Below are 24,229 nucleotides of genomic sequence, written 5' to 3'. Positions count from 1 at the left end.
AGTCACCGTGCAGCGCAAGAAGATCCTCGCCGTGTCCGCCGCCGTCGCCGTGACCGCGGGGCTCGCCACCGCCGGCAGCGCCGTCGCCGTCGGCACCGGCAAGAGCGACGCGGCCCGCTCCTCGGCCGCCGTGCAGGCCCTGCGGGCGAGCGGCGCCACCCCCGCGGGGGCGGGCCCGGAGGCCACCACCGCCGCGACCGACGTGGGCGCCGGTGCCGTGCGCCTGTCCGGCCGGGACCGCTACGAGACCGCGGCCGACGTGTCCTCGACGTTCTGGGACGCCGAGACGACCGCGATCGTCTACCTGGCCTCGGGCACCTCCAGCGCTGACGCCCTGTCGCTGGGCCCCTCGACGATGCTCGCCGGGCCGCTGCTGCTGACCGAGCGCGACCGGCTGCCGGAGGTGACGCGGGCGGAGCTCGTGCGGCTGCAGCCCTGCTACGTCGTCGTCGCGGGCGGTGCGGCCGTGGTCTCGGACGCCGTGGTCCTGGACGCCGAGCAGTACGCCGACCCCGCCAAGTGCGGCGACGTCCCCACCGCCCCCTGACCCCGGTCCCGCTCTCCCGCCACCCCCTCCCGTGGATCCGCCCCACCCCTCCGTGATCTTGCTGGGAATCCCGGCAAGATCACGGGGGAGGAGGCGGTGAGGTCCGCCCACCCCTCGTGATCATGGATGGGTGAGCGCTCGACCGTCCATGATCACCGCGGGGGCGGGACTTCCGGTCCTGTGAGTTGAGCGGAACAAGCTCAACTCTGGCAGTGTTGTGCCCAGCGACCCCGCACACGCACTCGCCAGGAGGTAGCCCGTGGACCTCAAGCTCACGACCCGCGCGCAGGAGGCCCTGGCCGACGCCGTCGGCCGCGCCACCACGGCCGGTCACCCGCAGGTCGAGCCGCTGCACGTGCTCGCCGCGCTCGTCGCGCAGGAGAACGGCGTCGCCGGCCACCTGCTCACCGCCGTCGGCGCCGACCGCGCGACGCTCGTGCGCCGCGTCGACGGCGCGCTGGCCTCGCTGCCCAGCGCCTCCGGCAGCGCCGTGGCCCAGCCGCAGCTGTCGCGCCCCGCCGTGCAGCTCATGCAGGCCGCCGGCGACGAGGCGCGCGCCCTCGACGACGCCTACGTCTCCACCGAGCACCTGCTGCTCGGCGCCGCCGCCGGGCAGTCGGCGGCCGGGGAGGCGCTGCGCGCCGTCGGCGCCACCCGCGACGCCCTCCTCGACGCGCTGCCGGACGTGCGCGGCGGCGCGAAGGTCACCACCCCCGACCCCGAGGGCACCTACCAGGCGCTGGAGAAGTACGGCGTCGACCTCACCGCGCAGGCGCGCGAGGGCAAGCTCGACCCGGTCATCGGCCGCGACGCCGAGATCCGCCGCGTCGTGCAGGTGCTGTCGCGGCGCACCAAGAACAACCCCGTCCTCATCGGCGAGCCCGGCGTCGGCAAGACCGCCGTCGTGGAGGGCCTGGCCCAGCGCATCGTCGCCGGGGACGTGCCGGAGTCGCTGCGCGGCAAGCGCCTCATCGCCCTGGACCTGGCCAGCATGGTCGCCGGCGCGAAGTACCGCGGGGAGTTCGAGGAGCGCCTGAAGGCCGTCCTGGAGGAGATCCGGCGCAGCGAGGGGCAGGTCGTCACGTTCATCGACGAGCTGCACACCGTCGTGGGCGCCGGCGCCGCCGAGGGCTCGATGGACGCGGGCAACATGCTCAAGCCGATGCTCGCCCGCGGGCAGCTGCGCCTCGTGGGCGCCACCACCCTCGACGAGTACCGCGAGCGGATCGAGAAGGACCCCGCGCTGGAGCGCCGCTTCCAGCAGGTGTTCGTCGGCGAGCCGAGCGTGCCCGACACCATCGGCATCCTGCGCGGCCTGCGCGAGCGGTACGAGGCGCACCACAAGGTCGCCATCTCCGACGCCGCCCTCGTGGCCGCCGCGACGCTGTCCGACCGCTACATCTCCGGCCGCCAGCTGCCCGACAAGGCCATCGACCTCGTCGACGAGGCCGCGTCCCGGCTGCGCATGGAGATCGACTCCTCGCCCGTGGAGATCGACGAGCTGCGCCGCGCCGTGGACCGGCTGCGGATGGAGGAGCTGGCGCTGTCCAAGGAGGACGACGCCGCCTCGCGCGAGCGGCTGGACGCGCTGCGCGGTCAGCTGGCCGACCGGCAGGAGCAGCTGACCGCGCTGACCGCCCGCTGGGAGCAGGAGAAGGCCGGGCTGAACCGCGTCGGTGAGCTGAAGCAGCGCATCGACGAGCTGCGCTCGCAGGCCGAGCGGCTGCAGCGCGAGGGTGACCTGGGCGGGGCCAGCGAGGTCCTGTACGGGCGCATCCCCGCGCTGGAGCGCGAGCTGGAGCAGGCGCAGGCCGCCGAGAGCCAGGCCGCCGAGCACAAGCCGATGGTCGCCGACGAGGTGGGCCCCGACGACATCGCCGAGGTCATCGCCGGCTGGACCGGCATCCCCGCCGGCCGCCTCCTCGAGGGCGAGACCGAGAAGCTGCTGCGCATGGAGGAGTTCCTCGGCGCCCGGCTCATCGGCCAGGCCGAGGCCGTGCGCGCGGTCTCGGACGCGGTGCGCCGCAGCCGGGCCGGGGTCGACGACCCCGACCGCCCCACGGGTTCCTTCCTGTTCCTCGGCCCGACCGGCGTCGGCAAGACGGAACTGGCCAAGGCGCTGGCGGACTTCCTCTTCGACGACGAGCGCGCCATGGTCCGCATCGACATGAGCGAGTACTCGGAGAAGCACGCGGTGGCCCGCCTCGTCGGCGCCCCGCCCGGGTACGTCGGCTACGAGGAGGGCGGCCAGCTGACCGAGGCCGTGCGCCGCCGGCCGTACTCGGTGGTGCTGCTGGACGAGGTGGAGAAGGCCCACCCGGAGGTGTTCGACATCCTCCTGCAGGTCCTCGACGACGGTCGCCTGACCGACGGGCAGGGCCGCACGGTGGACTTCCGCAACGTCATCCTCGTGCTCACCTCGAACCTGGGCTCGCAGTTCCTCGTCGACCCGGAGCTGTCGCAGGCCACCAAGCGCGACGCGGTGATGAGCGCGGTGCGGGCGAACTTCAAGCCGGAGTTCCTCAACCGCCTCGACGACGTCGTGGTCTTCGACCCGCTGTCGACGCAGGAGCTCAGCCGCATCGTCGAGCTGCAGGTGCAGCGGCTGGCCGGGCGTCTGGCCGACCGCCGCCTGAGCCTGGACGTCAGCGACGCGGCGAAGGACTGGCTGGCCATCACCGGCTACGACCCCGCCTACGGGGCGCGGCCGCTGCGCCGGCTGGTGCAGCGGGAGATCGGCGACCGGCTGGCCCGCGCGATCCTCGCCGGCGACGTCCGCGACGGCGACACCGTCGAGGTGGACGTGGAGGACGGCGGTTTCTCCGTCGACCTCGACGCCCCCGGGCAGGGCGCCGGGTCCTCCGGGCTCGTCGTGCGCCGGGCCGAGAGCGGCGTCACCGCGCGCTGACCCCGCGCGGGGCGGGCCCGCCGGACCACCCGGTCCGGCGGCCCGCCCCGTCCTCGCGGGGGTTCACCCCTCCGGCCGCACCGCCCCGGCGAACCGCGCGGGCGTGGTCCCCAGCACCCGCCGGAAGTGCCGCGTCAGGTGCGACTGGTCGTGGAAACCCGCCCGCGCCGCGGCCTCGGCGGGCCGGGTCCCGGCCAGCAGGAGCCGCCGGGCCAGGTCCACGCGCCGGGCCGTCAGGTAGGCGTGCGGCGGCAGGCCGTGGTGGTGGCCGAACGCCCGCACCAGGTGCGCGGGGCTCGCGCCCAGCAGCGCCGCCGCGTCGGCCAGGGCGATCCCGTCCACCACGTGCTCGTCGAGCAGGTCGCGCAGCCGGCGGGCCAGCGGGCTGTCCGCGTGCCGCACCGGTTCCGCCCGCCCGGCCGCGCGCGAGCGCAGCGCGTCGACGACCAGCGCCGCCCGGGCCGCCGCCTCGAACTCCTCCCCGGGCCGGCTGGCCGCCTCGTGCAGCGCGGAGACCGCGTCCCACGCGCGCGGGTCGCCCAGCGCCGGGTCGCCCGCGAAGAACCCCGCCGCGGCGGCCGGCAGCGCGTCCGGCTCCAGGTAGACCACGCGCTTGCGGAAACCCTCCGGCGTCGCCGCCCGACCGTCGTGGGCGACGTGCGGGGGCAGGACCGTCACCGCGCTGCGGTCGCCGGCGTGCCGGTGGCGCTCCAGCCCGTAGTCCACGGCGCCCTCGTCGACGAGCAGGACCGTCCAGGTGTCGTGGGTGTGCATCGGGTAGGCGTGACGGGTGAAGCGCGCCCGCAGGACCTCCGCGACCCCCGGCACGCCGGGGCGCCGGCTGCGGACGAACTCGCCCGGGCCCGGACCCGCCGCAGCGCTGCTCGCCACCGCAAGAACGTACAAGACCGGCCCGCGACCGGTCCGCACGATCGAGGGGTGAGCACCGAGACCACCACGGCCCCCGCCACCGGGGACGCCCCGCCGCGCCCGGCCACCAAGACCGCCGTCCTGCTGCGCGACGACCTCGCCCCCTGGCAGCGCCTGAACGTCACCGCGTTCCTCGCCTCGGGGGTCACCGCCCGCCACCCGGACCTGGTGGGGCTGCCGTACGCGGACGCCGACGGCCAGGCCTACCTGCCCCTGCTCGGTCAGCCGGTCCTCGTCTTCGAGGCCACCGGCGCGCTGCTGGCCACCGCCCGGCAGCGCGCCCTCGTCCGCGGCGTCGACGTCGCGGTCTTCACCGCCGACATGTTCGCCACCGGCCACGACGCCGCCAACCGCGCCGTCGTCGCCCGCGTGGCCGGCGCCGACCTGGACCTCGTCGGCCTGGCCGTGCACGGCGCGCGCGGCGCCGTCGACAAGGTCGTCAAGGGCGCCCGCCTGCACCCGTGAGGCGGGCGGAACCCCGTGGAGGTGCGCGGTCCGTCCTGCCAGGCTGACCGCGTGCGCGGTGAGGGAGGGGCCAGGCTGCGGTGGCGGGACCTGCCGCCGCACGTGCGCGACGGGGTCGGCGACGTGCTCGGCTCGCCGGTCGTGCGCGCCGACAGCCAGGCCGGCGGGTTCTCGCCCGGGTCCGCCGACCGGGTCGTCACCGCCACCGGACGCCGCGCGTTCGTCAAGGCCGTCGGACCGGAGCCGAACGCGCACAGCCCGCAGCTGCACCGCCGCGAGGGACGCGTCAGCGCGGGGCTGCCGCCGTCCCTGCCGGTGCCGCGGCTGCTGGGGACGGTCGACGACGGCGGCTGGGTCGCCCTCGTCCTGGAGGAGGTCGACGGGCACCAGCCGGCCCTGCCGTGGCGGCCGGCCGACGTGGCCGCGGTGCTGGACGCCCTGGCCGCGCTCGCCGCCGGGGCGACCCCGTGCCCGGTGCCGGACCTGCCCGCGGCCGCCGACGCCCTGCGCGAGGACTTCGCCGGCTTCGACCGCCTGGCCGCCGACGGTGTCCGGCTGCCGGCCCTCGGCGAGCTGCGGGGGCTGGCCCGCCGGGGCGTCGCGAGCCTGGGCGGCGACACCCTGGCGCACGCGGACCTGCGCGCCGACAACGTGCTGCTCACCGCCGGCGGCGCCGTCCTCGTCGACTGGCCGCACGCCTGCCGCGGCCCGGTCTGGCTGGACGCCCTCCTGCTGCTCGTGGAGGTCGAGCGGTACGGCGGTCACGACGTCGACGCCCTGCTGGCCACTTCGCCCACGACCCGCGACGCCGACCCCGGTGAGCTGACCGCGGTCCTGGCCGGGCTCGCCGCGTACTTCCTCGACGGTGCCCGCCGGCCCGCGCCGCCGGGCCTGCCGACGCTGCGGGAGTTCCAGCGCGTGCAGGGGGAGGCGCTGCTGGCGTGGGTGCGGCGGCGGGCGGGACTGGCGGCCGGCTGAGCCCGCCGCGCCGCCCACCGGCCGCTGCGCGAGGGTGGTCCGGTGAGCCGACTGGACGTCCTGGACTGGCGCCGCCGCACCGCGGCCCTGTACGCCGCGGTGCGCGCCGCGCCCGACCCGGCGACCGGGCACGGCCTGTGGCGCGCCGGGCGCGACGAGCTGTTCGCCACCCACCCCGCCTCCCCGCTGGCGCCCGAGCGCCGCGCCGCGTTCACCGGGCTGCCCGTCGCGCCGTACGACCCGGCGCTGCGCGCCGAGGTCGCCGTCGAGCACGCCCCGCCGCAGCGGCACGACGTGGCGACCGGTACCGACGGCACCGTGCACCTCGAGCGCGTCGGCCGGGTGCGGCTGCCGGACGTGGGGACCCTCGACGTGTGGTGGCTCGACCAGTACGGCGGAGGGCTGTTCCTGCCGCTGCGCGACCCCGGGCCCGGCTACGGCGGTGGGCGCTACCTGCTGGACACCGTCAAGGGCGCCGACCTCGGCGGGCGCGACGGCCGCCTCGTCGTCGACCTGAACTTCGCCTACGCGCCCAGCTGCGCCCACGACCCGGCGTGGGCGTGCCCGCTGCCCCCGCCGGGGAACGTCGTCGACGTGCCCGTGGTGGCCGGGGAGCTCGCCGCGCCCTGAGCCGGTGGGTGCGGCCGGCCCGTCGCGCTCGGGGCGCGGACCCGGCCCCCGCGTGCCAGGGTCGGGGGCGGTCGAGCAGCAGGCCTCCCACCCCCCACGTCGAGGAGCGAACGATGTTCGACCGGCTGAACACCCCCGAGAAGATCTTCAGCTACAAGCTGGGCGCCGCGCTGACGATGGAGCGCGACGTCCTGGCGCTGCTCGGCCGTCTGGAGGAGGCCGCCCAGCGCCCCGAGCTGAAGCAGCTGCTGCGCGAGCGCGCCGCCGAGACCAGCGTGCAGGTCGAGGCCCTCCAGCAGTGCTTCTCCCTGCTCGGGGAGGAGGTCGACGACTCCCCGTGCCCGGTGACGAAGGCGCTGGCCGCCGAGGCCGAGGCCACGCTGAAGAAGACCGACGACTCCCTCGCCGACGCCGTCGTCCTGGCCGCCGCCCTGGAGACGGCGCACCACGAGCAGGCCGTCTACGAGACGCTCGCCGTGCACGCCCGCGCCCGCGGCGCCCGCGAGGTGGCGACCCTCCTGGGGTCCAGCCTCGCGCAGGAGCAGACGGCCGCCTCGAAGGTGAAGGCGCTCGCCGAGCGGATCGCGATGTCCGGTGTCGCCACCGAGGTCGAGGGCGGCAGGAGCACCGGCGTGAAGGCGGGCATCGCCGCCGGGGTGGCCGCCACGGTCGGCGTGGCCGCGGCCGCCGCCTCGAAGGTGGCCGACGAGAGGGCGAAGGGGCAGGCGCGCGAGGCCGCGGAGGAGTCCCTGCGGACGGAGGCGGCCACCACGACGGCCACCACGACGGCCACCACGACGGTCACCGCGCCGGCCACCGCCCCGGTCACCGACCCCGGGGCGACCGGGGCGGAGAAGTTCGACGACAGCGCCCTGCAGGCGCGCATCGCCGAGAGCGAGGAGCGCGGCGGCTCCCAGCACTGACGGCAGCCCCGCGGCCGGTCCGGGAGCGGGCCGCGGTCTCAGTCGACGGGCAGCGACGGCGCGGGCAGGCCCCCGCGCAGGTCCACCACGGAGGGTCGCCCGCGCCCGCGCCGCCACGCCCCCAGCAGCGCCTCCACGGCCTCCTCGTCGGCGCTGCAGCGGAACAACCCCTGCGTGTAGACGCGCTGGGCCTCCTCCGGCTGCCGGTGCCAGGCGAACTCCTCGCCGAGGAACAGGTAGGCCTCCACGTCGCCGGCGCGCTCGCGCAGCACCTGCTCGGCCAGCGCGACCGCCTCGGCCAGGTGCCCGCACACCAGCAGCGCCGACACCACGTAGCAGCGCGTGTCGGGGCTGACGTGGTCGCCGGTGCCCAGGGCCTGCCGGGCCAGGCGCAGCGCGCGGGCCCCGTCCCCGGCGAACGCGGCGTGCTCGCTGGCCGCGACCAGCAGCCGCCCGCGCGAGACGGAGTCGCCGGGCACGGCGCCCAGCGCCCAGGACTCCAGCAGCTCGGCGACGGCCCGCTGGCCCGGCGCGTCGTTCGCCGCGCTCAGCTCGACGGCCTCGAGGTCGGTGGTGCTGACAGGTGCTCGCACCGTCGCGAATCTAGTGATCCGGCCCCGGCGCGTCTGCCCCGCGCACGCCGTCCGGCCGCTGTTCAGCCGTTCGGCGCAACCCCGCGGAGTCCCCGGGAGCGCGCTCTCAGTACAGGGAGGGCAGCGGGCCGGTGCCGTCCAGCTCCACGAGGACGGGCGCGTGGTCGGAGGCGCCCTTGCCCTTGCGCTCCTGCCGGTCCACCGTCGCCCCGCTCACCCGCGCCGCCAGGGCCGGCGAGCCGAGCACGAAGTCGATCCGCATGCCCTGCCGCTTGGGGAAGCGCAGCTGCGTGTAGTCCCAGTACGTGTAGACGCCCGGCCCGGGCGCGTGCGGGCGCACCACGTCGGCGTACCCCGCCTCCTCCAGCGCGCGGAACGCCGCCCGCTCCGGCCCGGACACGTGGGTGGCGCCCGCGAAGAACCCCGGGTCCCACACGTCCTCGTCGGTGGGGGCGACGTTGAAGTCGCCGACCAGCGCCACCTGCGCGGCCGGGTCCTCGGCCAGCCAGCGCCGCCCCGCCTGGCGCAGGGTCTCCATCCACACCAGCTTGTAGGCGTAGTGCGGGTCGTCCAGGCCGCGGCCGTTGGGCACGTACAGGCTCCACACCCGCACCCCGCCGCACGTGGCGCCGATCGCGCGGGCCTCCACGACCGCCGGGTCCCCGAAGACCGGCACGTCCGGCGCGAAGGTCGTCGCGACGTCCTCCAGGCCCACCCGCGAGGCGATCGCCACCCCGTTCCACTGCGACAGCCCGTGGTGGGCCACCTCGTAGCCCAGGTCGCGGAACGCCTGCTCGGGGAACTGCTCGTCCTTGCACTTGGTCTCCTGCAGGGCGACGACGTCGACGTCGCTGCGGTCGACCCAGGCGAGGACGCGGTCCAGGCGGGCGCGGACGGAGTTGACGTTCCAGGTGGCCAGGCGCACGCCCCGGACGCTACCCGCCGCGCCCGACACCCCCGCCGGCGCTGACTAGGCTGGGGCCCCGTGACACCCCCCGCCGCCAGCTCCGCGCGCGAGCGCCTCGCCGCCCTCATCGCCGCCGAGGCCGTCGTCCGCGGCCGCGTGACGCTGTCCAGCGGCGCCGAGGCCGACCACTACGTCGACCTGCGCCGCACCACCCTGGACGGGGAGGCCTCCGCCCTCGTCGGCCCGGTCATGCTCGACCTGGTCGCCGACTGGGACTTCGCCGCCGTCGGCGGGCTGACGATGGGCGCCGACCCGGTGGCCCTGGCGATGGTGCACGCCGCCAACGCCACCGGCTGGGCCGACGCCCACGGCGCTGCCCTGGACGCGTTCGTGGTCCGCAAGGCGGAGAAGACGCACGGCCTGCAGCGGCGCATCGAGGGCCCCGACGTGGCCGGGCGCCGCGTGCTGGCCGTGGAGGACACCTCCACCACCGGCGGGTCGGTGCTCACGGCCGTCGAGGCGCTGCGCGCGGCGGGCGCGCAGGTCGTCGGCGTCGCCGTCATCGTCGACCGGGACACCGGCGCGCGCGAGCGCGTCGAGGCCGCCGGCCTGCCCTACCGCGCCGCGTTCGGGCCGGCCGACATCGGGCTGGGGGGCTGAGGTGGGCACCGCCGGCACGGTGGTCACCGTCCTCGTCGTCCTCCTGCTCCTCGTGGCCGTGGTGTGGTCGCTGAGCACGCGCGCGGCCCTGGTGCGCCTGCGCGACCTGGCCGTGGAGGCCGGGGCGCTGGCCGAGCGGCGCCGCTCGCGGCTGGCCGAGCTGCACGCCGCCGGCGCCGCCGACGAGCGCGCCGTGAGCGACGCCGAGCACCGGCTGGCCGGGGACGTCGCCTTCCACGCCGCGGCCGTGCGCGCCTACGACGCCCGGCTGGCCCGGCCCCCGGCCTCGTGGGTGGCGGCCCTGTCGGGCATGCACCCGCTGGGCGCGGCGGCCGACCGGTCCTGAGCGCGGGGCCCGTGGCGCCCGCCGGGGGGTCCCGGCCGCTGCCGGCGGCCCTGAGCGCGGTGCTGCCGCGGCTGCGCTGCCCCGTGTGCGGGCAGCCGCTCACCGCCCGGGAGCGGACGCTGACCTGCCCCGCCGGGCACGCCGTCGACGTCGCCCGGCAGGGCTACGTCAACCTCGCCGTGGGCGCCGGCGCGCACCCCGGTGACGGGCCGGCGATGGTGGCGGCCCGCGAGGCGTTCCTCGGCGCCGGCCACTACGCGCCCGTGTCCGCGGCCCTGGCCGCGGCGGCCGCCGCGGAACCGGGGACCGGGCTGGTCGTGGACGTCGGCGGCGGCACCGGGCACCACCTGGCCGTCGTCCTGGACGCGCTGCCCGGCGCGGCGGGCGTGTGCGTGGACACCTCCGTGCCGGCGCTGCGCCGCGCCGCCCGCGCCCACCCGCGCGCCGCCGCCGTCGGCGCGGACGCCTGGCGCGGCCTGCCGCTGGCCGACGCGTGCGCCGACGCGGTCCTCACCGTCTTCGCCCCGCGCGGCGCGGCCGAGGTCGCCCGCGTCCTGCGCCCGGGCGGGCGCTGGCTCGTGGTGACCCCGCGCCCGGAGCACCTGGCGGAGCTGCGCGGTCCGCTGGGCACGCTGGCCGTGGACCCGCGCAAGGACGAGCGGCTGGCCGCCGACCTGGCCGCGTTCGAGGTGCTGGGCCACGAGGACGTCACCGTCGTCCGCGACCTCGACCACGCCGCCCTGCGCGCGCTGGTGGGGATGGGACCGAGCGCCCACCACCTGAGCGCGGACGAGGTCGCCGCCCGCGCGGCGGACCTGCCCGACCCGACCCCCGTCACCGTCGCCGTGCGCCTGACCACCGCCCGCCGCCCCGGCTGACAGCCAGCCCGCTGCCCCGGCTGACAGCCAGCCTGCACGACCGGCGCGACACGCCGTCCCCGCCGTCGTCCGCAGCGGCGTGTCGGCGAGCGCCCGCAGGCTGGCTGTCAGCCCCCGCTCGTCGTCCACAGGCCGTCCCCGCGGGAGCGCCGCTGCGGGCAGGGTCTGGCGGCGTGGAACCGGTCGCCGCCCTCGGACGCCTCGGCGGCGCGGCCCGCACCGCGGAGCTGACGGGCCTGGTGGCGCGGGGCACGCTGCTGCGCGCGGTGGCCCGCGGGGAGGTCCTGCGGCCGGCCCGCGGCGTCTTCGCCCTGCCCTCCTGCGAGCCCGAGCACCTGGCCGCCGTCGGTGCCGACGGCGTCCTGACGTGCGCGTCCGCCGCCCGCGCGCACGGTCTCGACCTGCTGGCACCGCCCGGCCGGCCGCACCTGCGCTGCCCGCGCGGCAGCGAGCTGACGTGGCCGCGCGCCCTCGTGCACCGCCGGGGGGCCCGCGCGGACGGCCGGGTCGCCGACGTGCTCACCACCGTCCTGGACTGCGCCGGCTGCCTGCCCCTGCCCGAGGCCGTCGCGGTGGCCGACAGCGCGCTGCGCCGCGGGCTGCTGCCGGCGGACGACCTGGACGCCGCGGTCGCGCACCTGCGCCCCGGCGACCCGCGCGCCCGTCTGGCCCGCGCGGTGGACGGGCGCTCGGAGTCGCTGCTGGAGTCGGTCGTGCGCGTGGAGCTGCGCGCGCGGGGGCTGAGGGTGGAGCTGCAGGTGGTGCACGAGGACGTCGGCCGGGTCGACCTGCTGGTCGACGGCTGGCTCGTGGTGGAGCTGGACGGGTTCACCCACCACGCCGACCGCCGCTCCTACCGCGAGGACCGGCGGCGCGACGTGGAGCTGGCGCGTCGGGGCCGGGTCGTCCTGCGCTTCACCTACGAGGACGTGCTGCGCCGCCGCGCCTGGCTCGTCGACGCCGTCGCCGACGTCCTGAGGACCGGCCGGCCGGGCGCGCTGGGCCGGAGCTGACAGCCAGCCCGCCGCTCCGGCTGACAGCCAGCCCGCCGCTCCGGCTGACAGCCAGCCTGCGGCGTGCGCGCGACACGCCGGTCCGGCCCCGCTCCCGGGCGGCGTGTCGGCCAGCACCTGCAGGCCGGCTGTCAGCCCCGCACCGGCCGGACGGCCCGGCCGAGCGGCGTGGCGGTGGCCGGCAGGCCCGCGGCGGCCAGCTCGGCGGCCGCGTCGGTGCCCGGCGGCAGCAGGAGCACCGCCCGCCAGCCGTCCCCGGACCAGGTGACGTCCTCCACGTCGTGGCGGCGACGCAGCTCCGCCTCGACGCGGCCGGCGTCGGCCGGGCCGGCGTGCACGGCGACCAGGTCCACCCAGCGGCGCGGCGCGGAGCCCGGCCTCCTCCAGCGCACCGGTGACGGCGCCGCCGTAGGCGCGCACGAGCCCGCCGGTGCCCAGCAGCGTCCCGCCGAACCAGCGGCTGACGACGGCCACCGCGCCGGTCACCCCGGCGCCCTCCAGGGCCGCGAGCATCGGCGCTCCCGCCGTCCCGGCCGGCTCCCCGTCGTCGCCGGAGCGGCGCAGCGACCCGTCGTCGCCGAGCACCACGGCCGTGCAGTGGTGCCGGGCGTCGGCCAGCTCCCGGCGCACGGCGGCGACGACCGCCTCGGCCGCGGCCTCGTCGGCGACGGGCCGCAGCGTGCAGACGAAGCGGGAGCGCTCGACGACGGTCGTGGTGCGCACCGCCCGGGCGGGCACGGGCCGCGGCGGCCCGCTCACGGGGTGCGCGCGGCGCGGCGCCGGCGCGCCCACGCCACGAGCGGGGCGACGACGGAGAAGGCCACCGCGGTGATCGCGATGCTGTAGGCGACGGTGCGGATCCACGGCAGCGACTCCGCGCCGTAGCCGGCCAGCACGAGCGCCGCGCCCCACGTGAGGGCGCCGACGACGTTGGCGCTGGCGAACTTCGGGTACGACATCGCGGAGATCCCGGCGATGACGGGCACGAAGGCCCGCAGCCACGGGATGTAGCGGCAGGCGACGACGGCGAACCAGCCGTAGCGCTCGTAGAAGGCCTCGGCCCGGGGCAGGTGCGCGGCGGCCTTGCCGGCGCGCCGCTGCAGCCAGGGCCGGCCCAGCCGCCGCCCGCACCAGTAGCCGACGGTGTCGCCCGCGACGGCGGCGAGGAAGACGCCGACGACGAGGACGGTCACCGAGACGGGCGAGCCCTCCCGCCCCGAGATGAGGCCGGCGGTGAACAGGACGGTGCTGCCGGGCAGCCAGAAGCCGACGAGGGTGCCGGTCTCGGCGAAGACGATGCCGAAGACCAGCGCGTACAGGCCGAACGCCCCCAGGCCCTCGAGGTTCGGGTCGGCGAGCTGCGCGAGCCAGTCGGACACCCCCCGATCCTCGCAGCCGCCCGGCGGGGCGCCTCCTCAGCTGCGCAGCGCGGGCGGCTCGTCGGCCAGGGCGTCGAGGCGGGCGCGCTCGTCCTCGCGCAGGCGCCGGGGCCGGCCGGTGGCGAAGTCGTAGCTGACGCAGGTGGTGGAGGCGCGCGCGTAGACGCGGCTGCCGTCGGGTTCGAGGACCTCGTAGCCGACGCGGAAGCTGGCGCCGCCGACGGCGTGGACCCACAGGTCCACGGCCACGGGCTCGGTGCGGTAGTCCAGGGGAGCGGTGAAGTCGACCTCGTGGCGGGCCACGACCATGCCGGTGGCGAGCATCGGCGCGGACCCGTCGTCGGCGGGGACGCCGAACGCCCGGACGCGCGCCTCCTCCAGCAGCCGCATGAGCGCGACGTTGTTGACGTGGCGGTAGGCGTCCATGTCCGCCCACCGCAGGGTCAGGAGCTGGCGCTGGCGGGGCACCGCCTCATCCTGCGGCACGCCGGGCGCGGGCCCGGGGCGGGGTCCGGCTCAGGCGCCGGGGACGGTGCGGGGGGTGTCGGCCTCGCGCTCCTGGCGGGGCAGGACGGTCGCGGCGGCGCGGCGCTCGCGGCGGCGGCCGCGCCACAGCTCGATGCCGATCGGCACGACGCACAGCACGACGAGGACCAGCAGCCCCAGCTCGATGTTGTGCCGGATGAGCGGGATGGTGCCCAGCGCCCAGCCGAGGACGGTGACGCCGGTGGCCCAGAGGACGGCGCCGACGGCGGAGAAGACGAAGAAGGTGCGCCGCGGCATCTTCCCGGCGCCGGCGGCGACGGTGATGAAGGTCCGCACGACCGGCACGAAGCGGGCCAGGACGATGGCGCGCGCCCCGTAGCGGGCGAAGAAGGCGCTGGTGCGCTCGACGTGCTGGCGCTTGAAGATCCGGGACCCGGGCCGGTCGAAGATCGCGGGTCCGGCGGCGCGGCCGATCTCGTACCCGGTGACGTTGCCGGCGAAGGCGGCGACCGTCAGGACGGCGCAGACGAACGGCAGGCTGTGCGGGACGACGCCCTGGTGGGTGAACAGCCCGACGGTGAACAGGAGCGAGTCGCCGGGCAGGAAGAAGCCGACGAGCAGGCCGCACTCGGCGAAGACGATGGCGGCGGCGCCCCACAGGGACCACCCGCCCAGGGACTGCAGGAGGCTGTCGGGGGACAGTGCCTCTGGCGTCAGCGCGGGGAGGGCGGCCGAGAACTCGGCGAGCAGGGGCACGGCCCGAGGGTACGTCGCGTTCCTGGGAGCTCCCAGGGCCTCGGCCGGATCTCATCCGGGAGGCGGAGGCCGCGCCACCCGGGCGGCGGCGCGGGTCGTCCCGCGGTCGGACGCGGACGGCGGTGGCGGGGTCTTGACAGGGCGGGTGCGGGCGCGGACAGTGCCATCGACGACGGTCTGTCCGTCAGACGGACGCCTGACCGCTCAGCGGATCCCCAGCTCGTGGACGAACCTGCTCGTGGACGAAGGAGTCTCATGCGCGCACCAGCCCCGACCCCCGCCCCCCGCCCCGGGCAGCCCGTCGTCCTGCGCGGCGGGACCGTCCTGCCCGTGGACGCCCGCCGCTCAGTGCTGCCCGACACCGACGTGCTGGTCGTCGGCCAGCGCATCGAGGCCGTCGGCCCGCACCTGGACGTGCCCGAGGGCACCGCCGAGGTCGACGCCACCGGCGGCATCGTCATGCCCGGCATGGTCGACACCCACCGGCACATGTGGCAGACCGCGATGCGCGGCTACGGCGCCGACTGGACCCTGACCCAGTACTTCGTCTGGTACTACCTCGAGCACGGGCGGGCGTTCCGCCCCGAGGACGTGCACGCCGGCAACCTGCTGTCGGCGGTGGAGGCCCTGGACGCCGGGGTGACCACGACGGTCGACTGGTCGCACGGCCTGCAGACCCTCGACCACGCCGAGGCCGCCGTCGACGCCCTGGAGGCCGTGCCCGGCCGCTTCGTCCTGGCCTACGGCAACATCCAGGCCGGCCCGTGGGAGTGGTCGCGCTCGCCGGGGTTCCGCTCCTTCGTCGAGCGGCGCCTGCGCCGCAGCGACATGCTCGGCTTCCAGATGGCCTTCGACGTCACGGGCGACCCGGCCTTCCCCGAGCGCGCCGCCTTCGAGGTCGCCCGCGAGCTCGACGCGGCCGTCACCACGCACGCCGGCGTGTGGGGCGCGACGGGCGACGACGGAGTGCGGCTGGTCCACGAGAACGGCTTCGCCGACGAGCGCACCGTGTGGGTCCACGCGGCGACGCTGAGCGAGGACTCCTACCACCGCATCGCCGCCACGGGCGGCACGGTCTCGGTGTCGACCGAGAGCGAGCAGAGCTGCGGGCAGGGCTACCCGCCCACGTGGATGCTGCGCTCGCACGGCATCCCGGTGGCGCTGTCGATGGACACCAGCGTGTGGTGGAGCGGGGACCTGTTCAGCGCGATGCGCGCCACGCTGGGCGCGGACCGCTCCCGCGAGCACCTGGAGGCGCACGTCAAGGGCGACACCGTGACCAACTGCCACCTGCGCGCCGACCAGGTCGTGGAGTGGGCGACGATGGGCGGCGCGCGGGCGCTGGGGCTGCAGGACGTGGTGGGCAGCGTCGAGGCGGGCAAGAAGGCCGACCTGGTGCTGCTGAAGAACGACCGCTCGCCGGTGATGTTCCCCGTGCTGCACCCGTACGGGCACGTGGCGTTCCAGGCCCAGCGCGGGGACGTGCACACCGTCCTGGTCGACGGGCGGGTGGTCAAGCACGAGCACGAGCTGGTGGGCGTGGACCTGCCTGCGGTGCGCCGCACCGTGGAGGCGACCGTGGAGCACCTGCGCTCGGCCCTGGGCCCGGAGGCGTGGGAGCGGGGGATGAACCCCGAGGTGCCGACGACGGACGTGCTGGACAACCCGTACACGTACACGGACTTCCGCACCGCGGCCACGCACAGCGCGTGAGCTGGACGTCACCCCCGGCGCGGGCGCGCGTGTAGCGTGCGCCCGTGCCGCGCGAGGGGACCGGGCCCGACTTCATCGAGGCGCTCGCCCGCGGGCTGGAGGTCATCGCCTCGTTCGGCCGGGACCGCCCCGCGATGTCGCTCACCGAGGTGGCGGCCGCGACGGGGCTGGCCCGGCCGACGGCGCGCCGGATCCTGCTGACGCTGCAGGAGCTGGGGTACGTGCGGGCCGTCGAGCGCGGCTTCACCCTGACCCCGCGCGTGCTGGAGCTGGGCGTGGCGCACGTGGCGGCCACGGGCCTGTGGGACGTGGCCCGCCCGCACCTGGAGGAGCTGTCGCGGCGCACGGGGGAGTCCTGCTCGATCGCGCAGCTGGACGGCCCGGACGTCGTGTACGTCGCGCGGGTGGCGGTCCCGCGCATCGTCACGCTGGCCGCGACGGTGGGCACCCGCTTCCCCGCGCTGGCGACGTCGCTGGGCAAGGTGCTGCTGGCCGCGCTGGACGAGGCGGAGGTCGAGGAGCTGCTGGCGCAGCCCAGCCGCTCGGGCGTCGAGCCGCGCTGGCACCCGGACGCCGCCGAGCGCCGCGCCGCGCTGCGCGAGGTGCGCGAGCGCGGCTGGGCGGTCACCGACGAGCAGCTGGCGCTGGGGATCCGCTCGGTGGCCGTGCCGCTGCGCGGCGCCGACGGCGAGGTCGTGGCGGCCCTGAACGTCAACGCCCACGCGGCGGAGACGTCGTTGGAGCGCCTGCTGTCCGAGCACCTGCCGGTGCTGCGGGAGGCGGGGGAGGCCGTCAGCGCGGACTTCGCGCGCCGCGGCAGCCTGCCGGAGGTCGTGCGCCCCTCTTGACCACCGTCCCGCTCCGGCGCACACTGCCGGAGAGCGGACAGTCGTCCGCACAGCGGACCACGGAGAGGTGGTGGCGCGGTGAGCCCCACGGACCCCGGCCCCGGGGAGAGCGCCCCGACCGGCCCCCTGGCCGGCCTGCTGGTCGCGGACTTCTCCCGCGTCCTGGCCGGCCCCTACGCCACGATGCTGCTGGCCGACATGGGCGCCGACGTCGTCAAGGTGGAGGGCCCGGCCGGCGACGAGACCCGCTCGTGGACGCCGCCGCAGCGCGGTGAGGTCTCCACGTACTACCTGGGCGTCAACCGCGGCAAGCGCTCGATCGCGCTGGACCTGCGCGATCCGGACGACGCCGCGGCCGCCCGCGAGCTGGCCCGGCGCGCGGACGTGCTCGTGGAGAACTTCAAGCCCGGCGGCATGGCGAAGTTCGGTCTCGACCACGCGTCCGTCAGCGCGGAGAACCCCGGGATCGTGTACGCCTCCATCACGGGGTTCGGCACCGGCGCCGGGCGCGACGTGCCCGGCTACGACCTCATGGTGCAGGCGATCTCCGGCCTCATGAGCCTGACGGGCGACCCGGACGGCCCGCCGTTCCGCGCCGGGATCTCCGTCTTCGACGTCATGGCCGGCAACCACGCCACCATCGGCGTGCTCGCCGCCCTGCGCCACCGCGAGGTCACCGGCCGCGGCCAGCACGTGGAGGTGAACCTGCTGTCCTCGGCGCTGACCGGGCTGGTCAACCACAGCTCCGCCTACGTCGCGGGCGGCGTCGTGCCGCTGCGGATGGGCAACGCCCACCCCAGCGTGTTCCCGTACGAGCCGCTGCCCACCGCGGACACCGAGCTCATCGTCACCGCCGCCAACGACCGGCAGTTCCGCCGGCTGTGCGAGGTGCTCGGCGTGCCGGAGCTGGCCGACGACGCGCGCTTCGCCCGCAACGCCGACCGCACGCAGCGGCGCGGGGAGCTGCGCCCGCTGCTGGTGGAGCGGCTGCGCACCCGCCCGGCGCTGGAGTGGTTCGACCTGCTGGTGGCCGCGGGAGTCCCCTGCGGGCCCATCAACACGATCGACGGGGGTTTCGCGATGGCCGAGCGGTTCGGCCTGGACCCCGTCGTCGAGGTCGGCGAGGGGGAGGCGGCCGTGCCCACGACCCGCCACCCCATCCGGTTCTCGGGCACCCCGGCCTCCTACCGGCTGCCCCCGCCGGGGTTGGACGAGCACGGCGAGGAGCTGCGCCGCTGGCTCAGCGCCCCGGCCGGGAACCCCGCCGGTGCCGCCGAGGGGGGCGCGGGCCGTGGCTGAGGAGGACGGCTACCCGACCGCGCTGGGCGCGGCGGACCTGCGCACCATCACGCTGCTGGGGCACGACCTGGCGCGCGACGTCATGGGCGAGGTGGGTTTCGGGGAGCTGGCGTTCTGGCTGGCGACCCAGCGCCGCCCCTCGCGCGGGCAGGTGCGGGTGTTCGAGGCCGTCCTGGCGGCGCTGGCCGACCACGGGTTCACCCCGACGGCCATCACGGCGCGGCTGACGTTCCTGTCCGCGCCGGACTCGGTGCAGGGCGCGCTGGCCGCCGGGCTGCTCGGCGGCGGGTCGCGGTTCCTCGGCGTCACCGAGGACACCGGCCGGTTCCTGCACGACGTCCTGGCCGGGCTGGAGGAGCTGCCCGGCGACGACGCCGCGTGGGACGACCTGGCCGAGCAGGTGGTGCGCCGGCAGCGCGAGGCCGGGCGGTTCATGCCCGGGCTGGGCCACCACCTGCACAAGGAGGGCGACCCGCGCACCCCGCGGATGTTCCGGATCGCCGAGGAGGAGGGCGTGTCGGGCCCGCACCTGGCGCTGTTCGCCGCCGTCGGCCGCGCCCACCCGCGGGTCCTGGGCCGCGCGCTGCCGCTGAACGGCGCCGGGGTGTGCGGGGCCGCGCTGGCCGACCTCGGCCTGCCGCTGGAGCTGCTGCGGGGCTTCGCGCTGCTGGCCCGCACCGCCGGCCTCATCGGCCAGCTGGCCGAGGAGCTGCGGAACCCCGTCGCGCAGCGGGTGTTCCTGTCCGTGGACGGCGCCACCCGTCCCGTCCCGCCCGACCCGCTGCCGCAGCCCTGAACCCGCCCGCACCCGACTGGAACCACCCCGGACGAGGAGGTCCCGATGGCCCGACTGGTCGCCGTCGTCGCGTCGACCCACCACCCCTTCTACTACCGCACGAGCACGATGCCGCTGGAGCAGCGGCCCTCCTTCGCCGCGGAGTGGATCCGCGAGGTCGAGGCGTTCCGCGAGACGCTGACCCGCGCCCGCCCCGACGTGCTCGTCATGGTCGGCTCCGACCACTTCCACCAGCTGTGGCTGGGCAACATGCCGCAGTTCCTCGTCGGGCACGCCGAGCGGTACGACGCGAACTGGTACAACGAGGAGCGCGAGTTCGGGATGCCGCGCATGCTGCTGCGCGGCGACCGGGACCTGTCCGGGCACCTGCTGCGGAACGGCCTGGACGCCGGGTTCGACCTGGCGTTCAGCAACGAGCTGCGCGTCGACCACAGCGTCACCTGCCCGATCATCACGTTGCGCCCGCAGAACGACCTGCCGATCGTGCCGGTCTACACGAACATCTTCGCCCCGCCGCTGCCGCAGCCGAAGCGGTTCGTGCAGCTGGGCCGGGCGATCCGCGAGATGGTCGAGTCCTGGCCCTCGGACAAGCGGGTCGCCGTCATCGGCACCGGGCACCTGTCGCTGGAGCTGGGCGGCCCCCGGCAGTTCGGCCCCCACGGGCCCGACCCGGAGTTCGACCGCCGCGCCGTGGAGTGGATCTCCACCGGCGACATCGAGGGCTGCCTGTCGGAGGTGACGCTGGACAGCCTGCACGCCCCCGGCAACGCCACCCACGGGTTCATGGACTTCATGCTCATGATGGGCGTGGCCGGCGAGGGCGCGAAGGCCGACCACGTGGGCACCGTCGACCTGTTCCACACCATGGAGGCGTACTTCACCTGGTACCCGCAGGGGGAGCCGTCGTGAGCCGCTACCTCGTCGACAAGTTCCTGTTCACCGTCGACCGCGACCCCGAGCTGGTCGAGCGCTACCGCGAGGAACCCCGCGCCACGGTGGAGTGGTGGGAGGCCGAGCGCGCCGGGGAGCTGCTGGGCTGCACCGGTCCCGAGCGCACGACGTGGCTGGCGTTCGAGCCCGCGGAGCGGGAGGCGCTGGCCACCCACGACCACGTCGCCCTGTTCGAGATGGGCGCGCACCCCTTCCTCACGCTGACGCTGTTCATCGCGATGTTCGAGCGCGACCACGAGGAACCGCTGGCCTACCAGCTGGCGTACGCGCGGGCGCTGGCGCACCTCAGCCTGCCGTACCCGGACATCGCGACGTGAGCCCCCGAGGAGGTACCGCGTGATGCGCGCCGCCGTCCTGCGCGCGCCCGGGCAGGCGCCCGACGCGCTGGAGCACCCGGACCCGGTGCCCGGGCCCGGCCAGGTCCTCGTGGAGGTGCTGGCCGCGCCCGTGACGCCGCTGGACCTGCTGTGCGCCTCGGGCACCTCCTACCTCGGCGTGCCCGCCGTCCCGTACGTGCCGGGCGTGCAGGGCGTGGGCCGCGTCGACGGGCGCACCGTCTGGTTCCCCACCCCCGCCGGCACCGCGCCCGGCGACGGCAGCATGGCCGAACGCGCGGCGGTCGCGCGCGACGACCTCGTCGACCTGCCCGACGGCGCGGACCCGGTGCGGGTGGCGGCGCTGGGGCTGTCGGCGGTGGCGGCCTCCGCGGCCCTGCACCGGCGGGGCGAGCTGGCGGCGGGGGAGCGGGTGCTCGTGCTGGGCGCGGGCGGGACCGTCGGCCAGGCGGCCGTGCAGCTGGCGCGCCTCGCCGGGGCGGGCCGGGTCGTGGCCGCGGCCCGCTCGGCCGGGGCGCGCGAGCGCGCGCGGGCCGCGGGCGCCGACGCCGTCGTCGCCCTCGACACGGGCGAGGTGGACGAGCTGGCGCGCCGGTTCCGCGAGACCGCCGGCGGGGACGTCGACCTCGTCGTCGACACGCTGTTCGGCCCGGCCGCGGTGGCCGCCTGCCGCGCGCTGGCCCCGGGCGGGCGCCTGGTGAACCTGGGTTCCTCCGCGGCGCCCACCGCGGAGCTGGAGTCCGGCGTCCTGCGCGGGCGGTCTCTGCGCGTGCTGGGCTGGACGAACCTGGAGCTGACGGGCGCCGAGCGCTCGGCGGCCGTCGAGCGGGTCGCGGCGCTGTCCGCGCGCGGCGAGCTGTCCGTCCCGCACGAGGCGGTGCCGCTGGCGGACGCGGCGACCGCCTGGGCCCGCCAGGCCGCCGGGGCCGCCGCGGCACGCCTCGTGCTGGTGCCCTGACTGCTGGTGCCCCGACGCCGACCCGCGCCCGCTCAGCCGCCGTCCGTTCGCACCGACAGCAGGTCCGCCAGCCCGGTGCGGCGGTAGAACTCCTCGCGCACGCGGTCGCCGAGCGCGTTGACGCGCTCGGCGCCGTCGTCGGCCGGGTCGACGTGCACCCGGAACGGCCGCGACCCCCGCGGCGCACCGACCACGTCGACCACCCTGCGGGCGACCTCCTGCGGGTCGGCGTCCGGCGGGGCCAGGTCGGCGAGCGCGCCCGCGACCCGCTCCACCAGCCCGGCGTGCTCGGTCTCGTAGGCCAGCGCCCGCTCGCGGTCGGCCGGCGCGCCGGCGTGGGCGAAGTGGTTCGTGCCCGTGGTGAACGACCCCGGCACCACGATGGTCGTCTCCACGCCGAAGGGCGCCAGCTCGGCCGCGTACGAGACGGCCAGGGAGTCCTCGGCGGCCTTGGCGGCGAAGTACGGCGCCAGGTACGGCGGGGTGCCGCCGCGGGTGCTCGTCGAGCCGATCCACACCACCAGCCCCTCGCGCCGCGCCCGCAGGTGCGGCAGGACCGCCCGGTTCAGGCGCTGGGTGGAGACGGCGTTGACGTCGAACACCTCGTGCAGCTGCTCGGGGGTGAACGCCTCCGCGGGCCCGAGGACCATGTGCCCGGCGTTGTGCACGAGGACGTCGATCCTCCCCGCGTCGGCGAGCACCTGCGCGACGGCCGCGTCGACACCGGCCTGCTCGCCCACGTCCAGCTCCACGGCCCGCAGCCGGACGCCGTGCTCGCGGGCGTGCTCCTCCAGCTCGGCCACGGCCGCGGCGTTGCGCCCCGCGGTCGCGCGGATCCCCGCGAACACGGTGTGCCCCGCGCCCGCGAGCGCCCGCACGGTCATCGCGCCGAAACCGCTGGAGGCCCCCGAGACGAGGACGACGCTCCCGCCGCTCACGCCATGCCCCCGTTGGCGAACAGGACCTGCCCGTTGACCCAGCGGCCCGGGCCGGCCAGGAACGAGACGACCTCGGCGACGTCGTCGGGCTCGCCGAGCCTGCCGCGCGGGTTCATCGCCGCCATCCGGGCGATCGTCTCCTCGTCCTTGCCGTCCAGGAACAGCGGCGTGGCGGTCGGGCCGGGCGCCACGGTGTTCGCGGTGACGTCGCGCCCCGCCAGCTCCTTGGCCAGCACGAGGGTCATCGCCTCCACCGCCGCCTTCGTCGCCACGTACGCGCCGTAGGTGGGCAGCGACAGGCGGGTCACGCTGGTGGAGAAGTTCACCAGGGCCCCGCCCTCCCGCAGCCGCCGCACGGCCTCGGCGGACACGACGAGCGCCCCGCGCAGGTTGGTGCGGACCATGGCGTCGACCTCGTCGAGGTCTGCCCGCGCCAGCGGCGCCAGGCGCATCACCCCCGCCGTGTTCACCACGACGTCGACGCCGCCGAAGGCCTCCTCGGCGGTGTCGAACAGGGCCCGCACCTGCTGCTCGTCGGCCACGTCGGCGCCGGCCGACACGGCTGACCCGCCCGCGGACCGCACCTCCTCGACGACCTCGTGCGCCCGGCCGGGGTTGCCCGCGTAGTGGACGAGGACCGCCTGCCCGTCGGCGGCCAGCCGCCGGGCGACGGCGCGGCCGATGCCGCCCGAGGCGCCCGTGACGACCGCGACCCGGCGCGCGCCACCGGGCGCGCTGCTCGTCGTGCTCATCCCGCTCCTCCGCACGGGGCTCCCGGACGCTCCTGGTCGTTCCAGGTGGTCGCCGGGCGCTCCCGCGCCGATGGTCACCGGCGCGCGGGCCCGGGGTCGTCCCGCACCGTGCGCGGTCCGCGCCCCCGCGAGTGCGCGGCCGGGGACGGTGGCCGGCCGGGTTCAGCCGTGGGCGCGCCGGTAGGCGGTCGGGGTGCAGCCGTGCCGGCGGGCGAACGCCTCGGCGAAGTGGCTGGTGCCGGCCCAGCCGCAGGCGACGGCGACGTCGAGCACGCTGGTGCCGGTGGTGCGCAGCAGGTGCGCCGCCCGGTCCAGGCGCAGCCCGACGAGGTAGCGGTGCGGCGTGGTACCGGTGGCCGCGGTGAAGGCCCGCAGGAAGTGCGCGCGCGAGCAGCCCACCAGCGCGGCGCACTCGGCCAGCCCGACCGGCTCGGCGAGGTGGGCGTGCAGGTGCTCGACCACCCGGCGCACCTGCGCCGCGCCCAGGGGCCGCGTGCGGCGCCGCCCCGTCCGGTCGGCCGCGGCCGCGGCGGCCGCCGTCCTCGCCCGGCCCCCCACCGCCGCGAGCAGCTGCGCCGCCAGCGCCTCGGCCAGGGCGTCCGCGGCCAGCCGCGGCGCCCCCTCGCGGGCGGCGACCCCCAGGGCCCGGGCCGTGGCGAGCGCGCCCGGGGCGTGCAGCTCCAGCGCGCCGGTGCCCGCGCCGGGTTCCCACGGGCGTCCCAGGGCCCGGGCGGTCTCGGCGACGAGCCCGGCGGCGAGGTGCACCTGCAGCGTGGTCGCGACCTGCGCCCCGGGCGGGCCGGCGCCCTCCAGGGGCCTCCACCGCAGGACCGACCGGGCGCCCGGCGCGGTCAGGCCCATCGAGCCGGGCACGTAGTCCGCGCCGGCCCAGCGGCCCGCGCGCCGGCTCTCGAGGCGGTAGCGGCCCGCCTCCTGCACGACCAGCAGGAGGTCGCCGGAGGCGGCGGTGGTGAACTCCTCGGCGGCCTCCGGCTCGCGGTAGCGGCGCACGAGCACCGAGCGCCAGGACGCCGGGCTGCTGGTGATCGCGCGCTGGGCGGGCAGCGCGCGCCACGCCTCGAGGCTGGCGGGGTCCAGGCCGGGGCCCGCCCGGCCGGCGACCGTCCCGGTGTCCACGGCCGACCACCTCCCCCGTCCGGCGCGTCCCGACGATGGTGCACCGCCGCGACGCACGACGGGGCGGTACCGCGTCACCGCGGTACCGCCCCGTCGCGGTCGG

At 77.1% G+C, this 24,229-nt stretch carries 27 protein-coding genes and 1 pseudogene; 17 read left to right on the top strand and 11 right to left on the bottom strand.

The genetic code is table 11. The annotated features are described in order from the left end of the window. Positions 1–7 precede the first annotated feature (7 nt). Positions 8–547: a cell wall-binding repeat-containing protein gene (locus AB8M62_RS11515; protein ID WP_369052594.1), complete on the top strand. Its 540-nt coding sequence runs from the start codon at positions 8–10 to the stop codon at positions 545–547. A 259-nt stretch (positions 548–806) separates the two neighbouring features. Then, the gene (clpB, locus tag AB8M62_RS11510; protein WP_369069646.1) at positions 807–3,455 is read left to right on the top strand and encodes an ATP-dependent chaperone ClpB; all 2,649 of its coding nucleotides are present in this window, start codon (positions 807–809) and stop codon (positions 3,453–3,455) included. Positions 3,456–3,518: 63 nt separating this feature from the next. On the opposite strand, the gene AB8M62_RS11505 is transcribed toward clpB, so the two are convergent. After that, the gene (locus AB8M62_RS11505) at positions 3,519–4,346 is read right to left on the bottom strand and encodes an AraC family transcriptional regulator (RefSeq protein WP_369069644.1); all 828 of its coding nucleotides are present in this window, start codon (positions 4,344–4,346) and stop codon (positions 3,519–3,521) included. A gap of 48 nt (positions 4,347–4,394) precedes the next feature. Here AB8M62_RS11505 and AB8M62_RS11500 point away from each other — a divergent pair, with 48 nt between their 5' ends. The 4 genes from AB8M62_RS11500 to AB8M62_RS11485 all read left to right on the top strand — a co-directional run bounded on the left by AB8M62_RS11500 (position 4,395) and on the right by AB8M62_RS11485 (position 7,381). After that, positions 4,395–4,850 (top strand): DUF2000 family protein, encoded by a 456-nt coding sequence (locus AB8M62_RS11500; RefSeq protein ID WP_369069643.1) that lies wholly within the window; start codon positions 4,395–4,397, stop codon positions 4,848–4,850. A 51-nt stretch (positions 4,851–4,901) separates the two neighbouring features. Further along, positions 4,902–5,828: an aminoglycoside phosphotransferase family protein gene (locus AB8M62_RS11495; RefSeq protein WP_369069642.1), complete on the top strand. Its 927-nt coding sequence runs from the start codon at positions 4,902–4,904 to the stop codon at positions 5,826–5,828. Positions 5,829–5,870: 42 nt separating this feature from the next. After that, a complete protein-coding gene (locus AB8M62_RS11490; protein ID WP_369069641.1) occupies positions 5,871–6,458 on the top strand; it encodes a DUF1684 domain-containing protein in 588 nt (195 codons plus the stop codon). Between the two features lie 113 nt (positions 6,459–6,571). Next, positions 6,572–7,381, top strand: a complete 810-nt coding sequence (locus AB8M62_RS11485) for a DUF892 family protein (RefSeq protein ID WP_369052587.1) — start codon at positions 6,572–6,574, stop codon at positions 7,379–7,381. Positions 7,382–7,419: 38 nt separating this feature from the next. On the opposite strand, the gene AB8M62_RS11480 is transcribed toward AB8M62_RS11485, so the two are convergent. Both AB8M62_RS11480 and AB8M62_RS11475 read right to left on the bottom strand, forming a co-directional pair. Next, positions 7,420–7,974, bottom strand: a complete 555-nt coding sequence (locus AB8M62_RS11480) for a tetratricopeptide repeat protein (RefSeq protein WP_369056058.1) — start codon at positions 7,972–7,974, stop codon at positions 7,420–7,422. A gap of 106 nt (positions 7,975–8,080) precedes the next feature. Further along, complete coding sequence (locus AB8M62_RS11475; protein WP_369056057.1) at positions 8,081–8,899, bottom strand: exodeoxyribonuclease III; 819 nt, start codon at positions 8,897–8,899, stop codon at positions 8,081–8,083. A gap of 60 nt (positions 8,900–8,959) precedes the next feature. On the opposite strand from AB8M62_RS11475, the gene pyrE reads away from it, so the two are divergent. The 4 genes from pyrE to AB8M62_RS11455 all read left to right on the top strand — a co-directional run bounded on the left by pyrE (position 8,960) and on the right by AB8M62_RS11455 (position 11,778). Then, positions 8,960–9,541 carry an orotate phosphoribosyltransferase gene (gene pyrE, locus AB8M62_RS11470; RefSeq protein ID WP_369056056.1) on the top strand — a complete coding sequence of 194 codons (582 nt, stop codon included), beginning with the start codon at positions 8,960–8,962 and terminating at the stop codon, positions 9,539–9,541. Between the two features lies 1 nt (position 9,542). Next, complete coding sequence (locus AB8M62_RS11465; protein WP_369056055.1) at positions 9,543–9,887, top strand: hypothetical protein; 345 nt, start codon at positions 9,543–9,545, stop codon at positions 9,885–9,887. Positions 9,888–9,937: 50 nt separating this feature from the next. Further along, complete coding sequence (locus AB8M62_RS11460) at positions 9,938–10,765, top strand: putative RNA methyltransferase (protein WP_373694922.1); 828 nt, start codon at positions 9,938–9,940, stop codon at positions 10,763–10,765. Positions 10,766–10,938: 173 nt separating this feature from the next. Beyond that, positions 10,939–11,778 (top strand): DUF559 domain-containing protein, encoded by an 840-nt coding sequence (locus tag AB8M62_RS11455; RefSeq protein WP_369069640.1) that lies wholly within the window; start codon positions 10,939–10,941, stop codon positions 11,776–11,778. 131 nt (positions 11,779–11,909) lie between these two features. Here the strand turns inward: AB8M62_RS11455 and AB8M62_RS11450 are convergent, their stop codons facing one another. The 5 genes and pseudogenes from AB8M62_RS11450 to AB8M62_RS11430 all read right to left on the bottom strand — a co-directional run bounded on the left by AB8M62_RS11450 (position 11,910) and on the right by AB8M62_RS11430 (position 14,399). Next, a complete protein-coding gene (locus tag AB8M62_RS11450) occupies positions 11,910–12,131 on the bottom strand; it encodes a hypothetical protein (RefSeq protein ID WP_369069639.1) in 222 nt (73 codons plus the stop codon). A 94-nt stretch (positions 12,132–12,225) separates the two neighbouring features. Next, positions 12,226–12,501: pseudogene (locus tag AB8M62_RS11445) on the bottom strand (YigZ family protein); the annotation flags it as partial. A gap of 32 nt (positions 12,502–12,533) precedes the next feature. After that, positions 12,534–13,157 carry a DedA family protein gene (locus tag AB8M62_RS11440; protein ID WP_369056052.1) on the bottom strand — a complete coding sequence of 208 codons (624 nt, stop codon included), beginning with the start codon at positions 13,155–13,157 and terminating at the stop codon, positions 12,534–12,536. Positions 13,158–13,193: 36 nt separating this feature from the next. Beyond that, positions 13,194–13,625, bottom strand: coding sequence for an acyl-CoA thioesterase (locus AB8M62_RS11435; protein ID WP_369056051.1), 432 nt, complete (start codon positions 13,623–13,625; stop codon positions 13,194–13,196). A gap of 48 nt (positions 13,626–13,673) precedes the next feature. After that, entirely contained in the window at positions 13,674–14,399 is a 726-nt protein-coding gene (locus AB8M62_RS11430) for a DedA family protein (protein WP_369056050.1), read from the bottom strand. A 255-nt stretch (positions 14,400–14,654) separates the two neighbouring features. Between AB8M62_RS11430 and AB8M62_RS11425 the strand changes: the two genes are divergently transcribed. From AB8M62_RS11425 to AB8M62_RS11395, 7 genes are all read left to right on the top strand, one after another. After that, positions 14,655–16,112 (top strand): amidohydrolase family protein, encoded by a 1,458-nt coding sequence (locus AB8M62_RS11425; RefSeq protein ID WP_369056049.1) that lies wholly within the window; start codon positions 14,655–14,657, stop codon positions 16,110–16,112. Positions 16,113–16,156: 44 nt separating this feature from the next. Next, complete coding sequence (locus AB8M62_RS11420; protein WP_369056048.1) at positions 16,157–16,960, top strand: IclR family transcriptional regulator domain-containing protein; 804 nt, start codon at positions 16,157–16,159, stop codon at positions 16,958–16,960. Positions 16,961–17,038: 78 nt separating this feature from the next. Then, entirely contained in the window at positions 17,039–18,259 is a 1,221-nt protein-coding gene (locus AB8M62_RS11415) for a CaiB/BaiF CoA transferase family protein (RefSeq protein WP_369069638.1), read from the top strand. Beyond that, positions 18,252–19,055, top strand: coding sequence for a citryl-CoA lyase (locus AB8M62_RS11410; RefSeq protein ID WP_369069637.1), 804 nt, complete (start codon positions 18,252–18,254; stop codon positions 19,053–19,055). Before AB8M62_RS11415 ends, AB8M62_RS11410 begins: the two co-directional genes overlap by 8 nt. Positions 19,056–19,100: 45 nt before the next feature. Further along, positions 19,101–19,964, top strand: a complete 864-nt coding sequence (locus tag AB8M62_RS11405; RefSeq protein WP_369056045.1) for a DODA-type extradiol aromatic ring-opening family dioxygenase — start codon at positions 19,101–19,103, stop codon at positions 19,962–19,964. Then, a complete protein-coding gene (locus AB8M62_RS11400) occupies positions 19,961–20,323 on the top strand; it encodes a hypothetical protein (protein ID WP_369069636.1) in 363 nt (120 codons plus the stop codon). The genes AB8M62_RS11405 and AB8M62_RS11400 overlap by 4 nt, the downstream gene beginning before the upstream one ends. A gap of 22 nt (positions 20,324–20,345) precedes the next feature. Further along, positions 20,346–21,299, top strand: coding sequence for a zinc-binding dehydrogenase (locus AB8M62_RS11395; RefSeq protein WP_369069670.1), 954 nt, complete (start codon positions 20,346–20,348; stop codon positions 21,297–21,299). A 32-nt stretch (positions 21,300–21,331) separates the two neighbouring features. On the opposite strand, the gene AB8M62_RS11390 is transcribed toward AB8M62_RS11395, so the two are convergent. From AB8M62_RS11390 to AB8M62_RS11380, 3 genes are all read right to left on the bottom strand, one after another. Continuing rightward, the gene (locus AB8M62_RS11390) at positions 21,332–22,183 is read right to left on the bottom strand and encodes an SDR family oxidoreductase (protein ID WP_373694921.1); all 852 of its coding nucleotides are present in this window, start codon (positions 22,181–22,183) and stop codon (positions 21,332–21,334) included. A 50-nt stretch (positions 22,184–22,233) separates the two neighbouring features. After that, positions 22,234–22,989 (bottom strand): SDR family oxidoreductase, encoded by a 756-nt coding sequence (locus AB8M62_RS11385; protein WP_369069634.1) that lies wholly within the window; start codon positions 22,987–22,989, stop codon positions 22,234–22,236. Positions 22,990–23,151: 162 nt separating this feature from the next. Continuing rightward, a complete protein-coding gene (locus tag AB8M62_RS11380) occupies positions 23,152–24,126 on the bottom strand; it encodes a helix-turn-helix domain-containing protein (protein ID WP_369069633.1) in 975 nt (324 codons plus the stop codon). Positions 24,127–24,229: the final 103 nt, after the last annotated feature.

The organism is Kineococcus terrestris (assembly GCF_041020755.1).
In the GTDB taxonomy this organism is placed as follows: domain Bacteria; phylum Actinomycetota; class Actinomycetes; order Actinomycetales; family Kineococcaceae; genus Kineococcus; species Kineococcus terrestris.
Note: the sequence above shows the minus strand (reverse complement) of the source record. Positions and strands in the feature narration are given on the sequence as shown.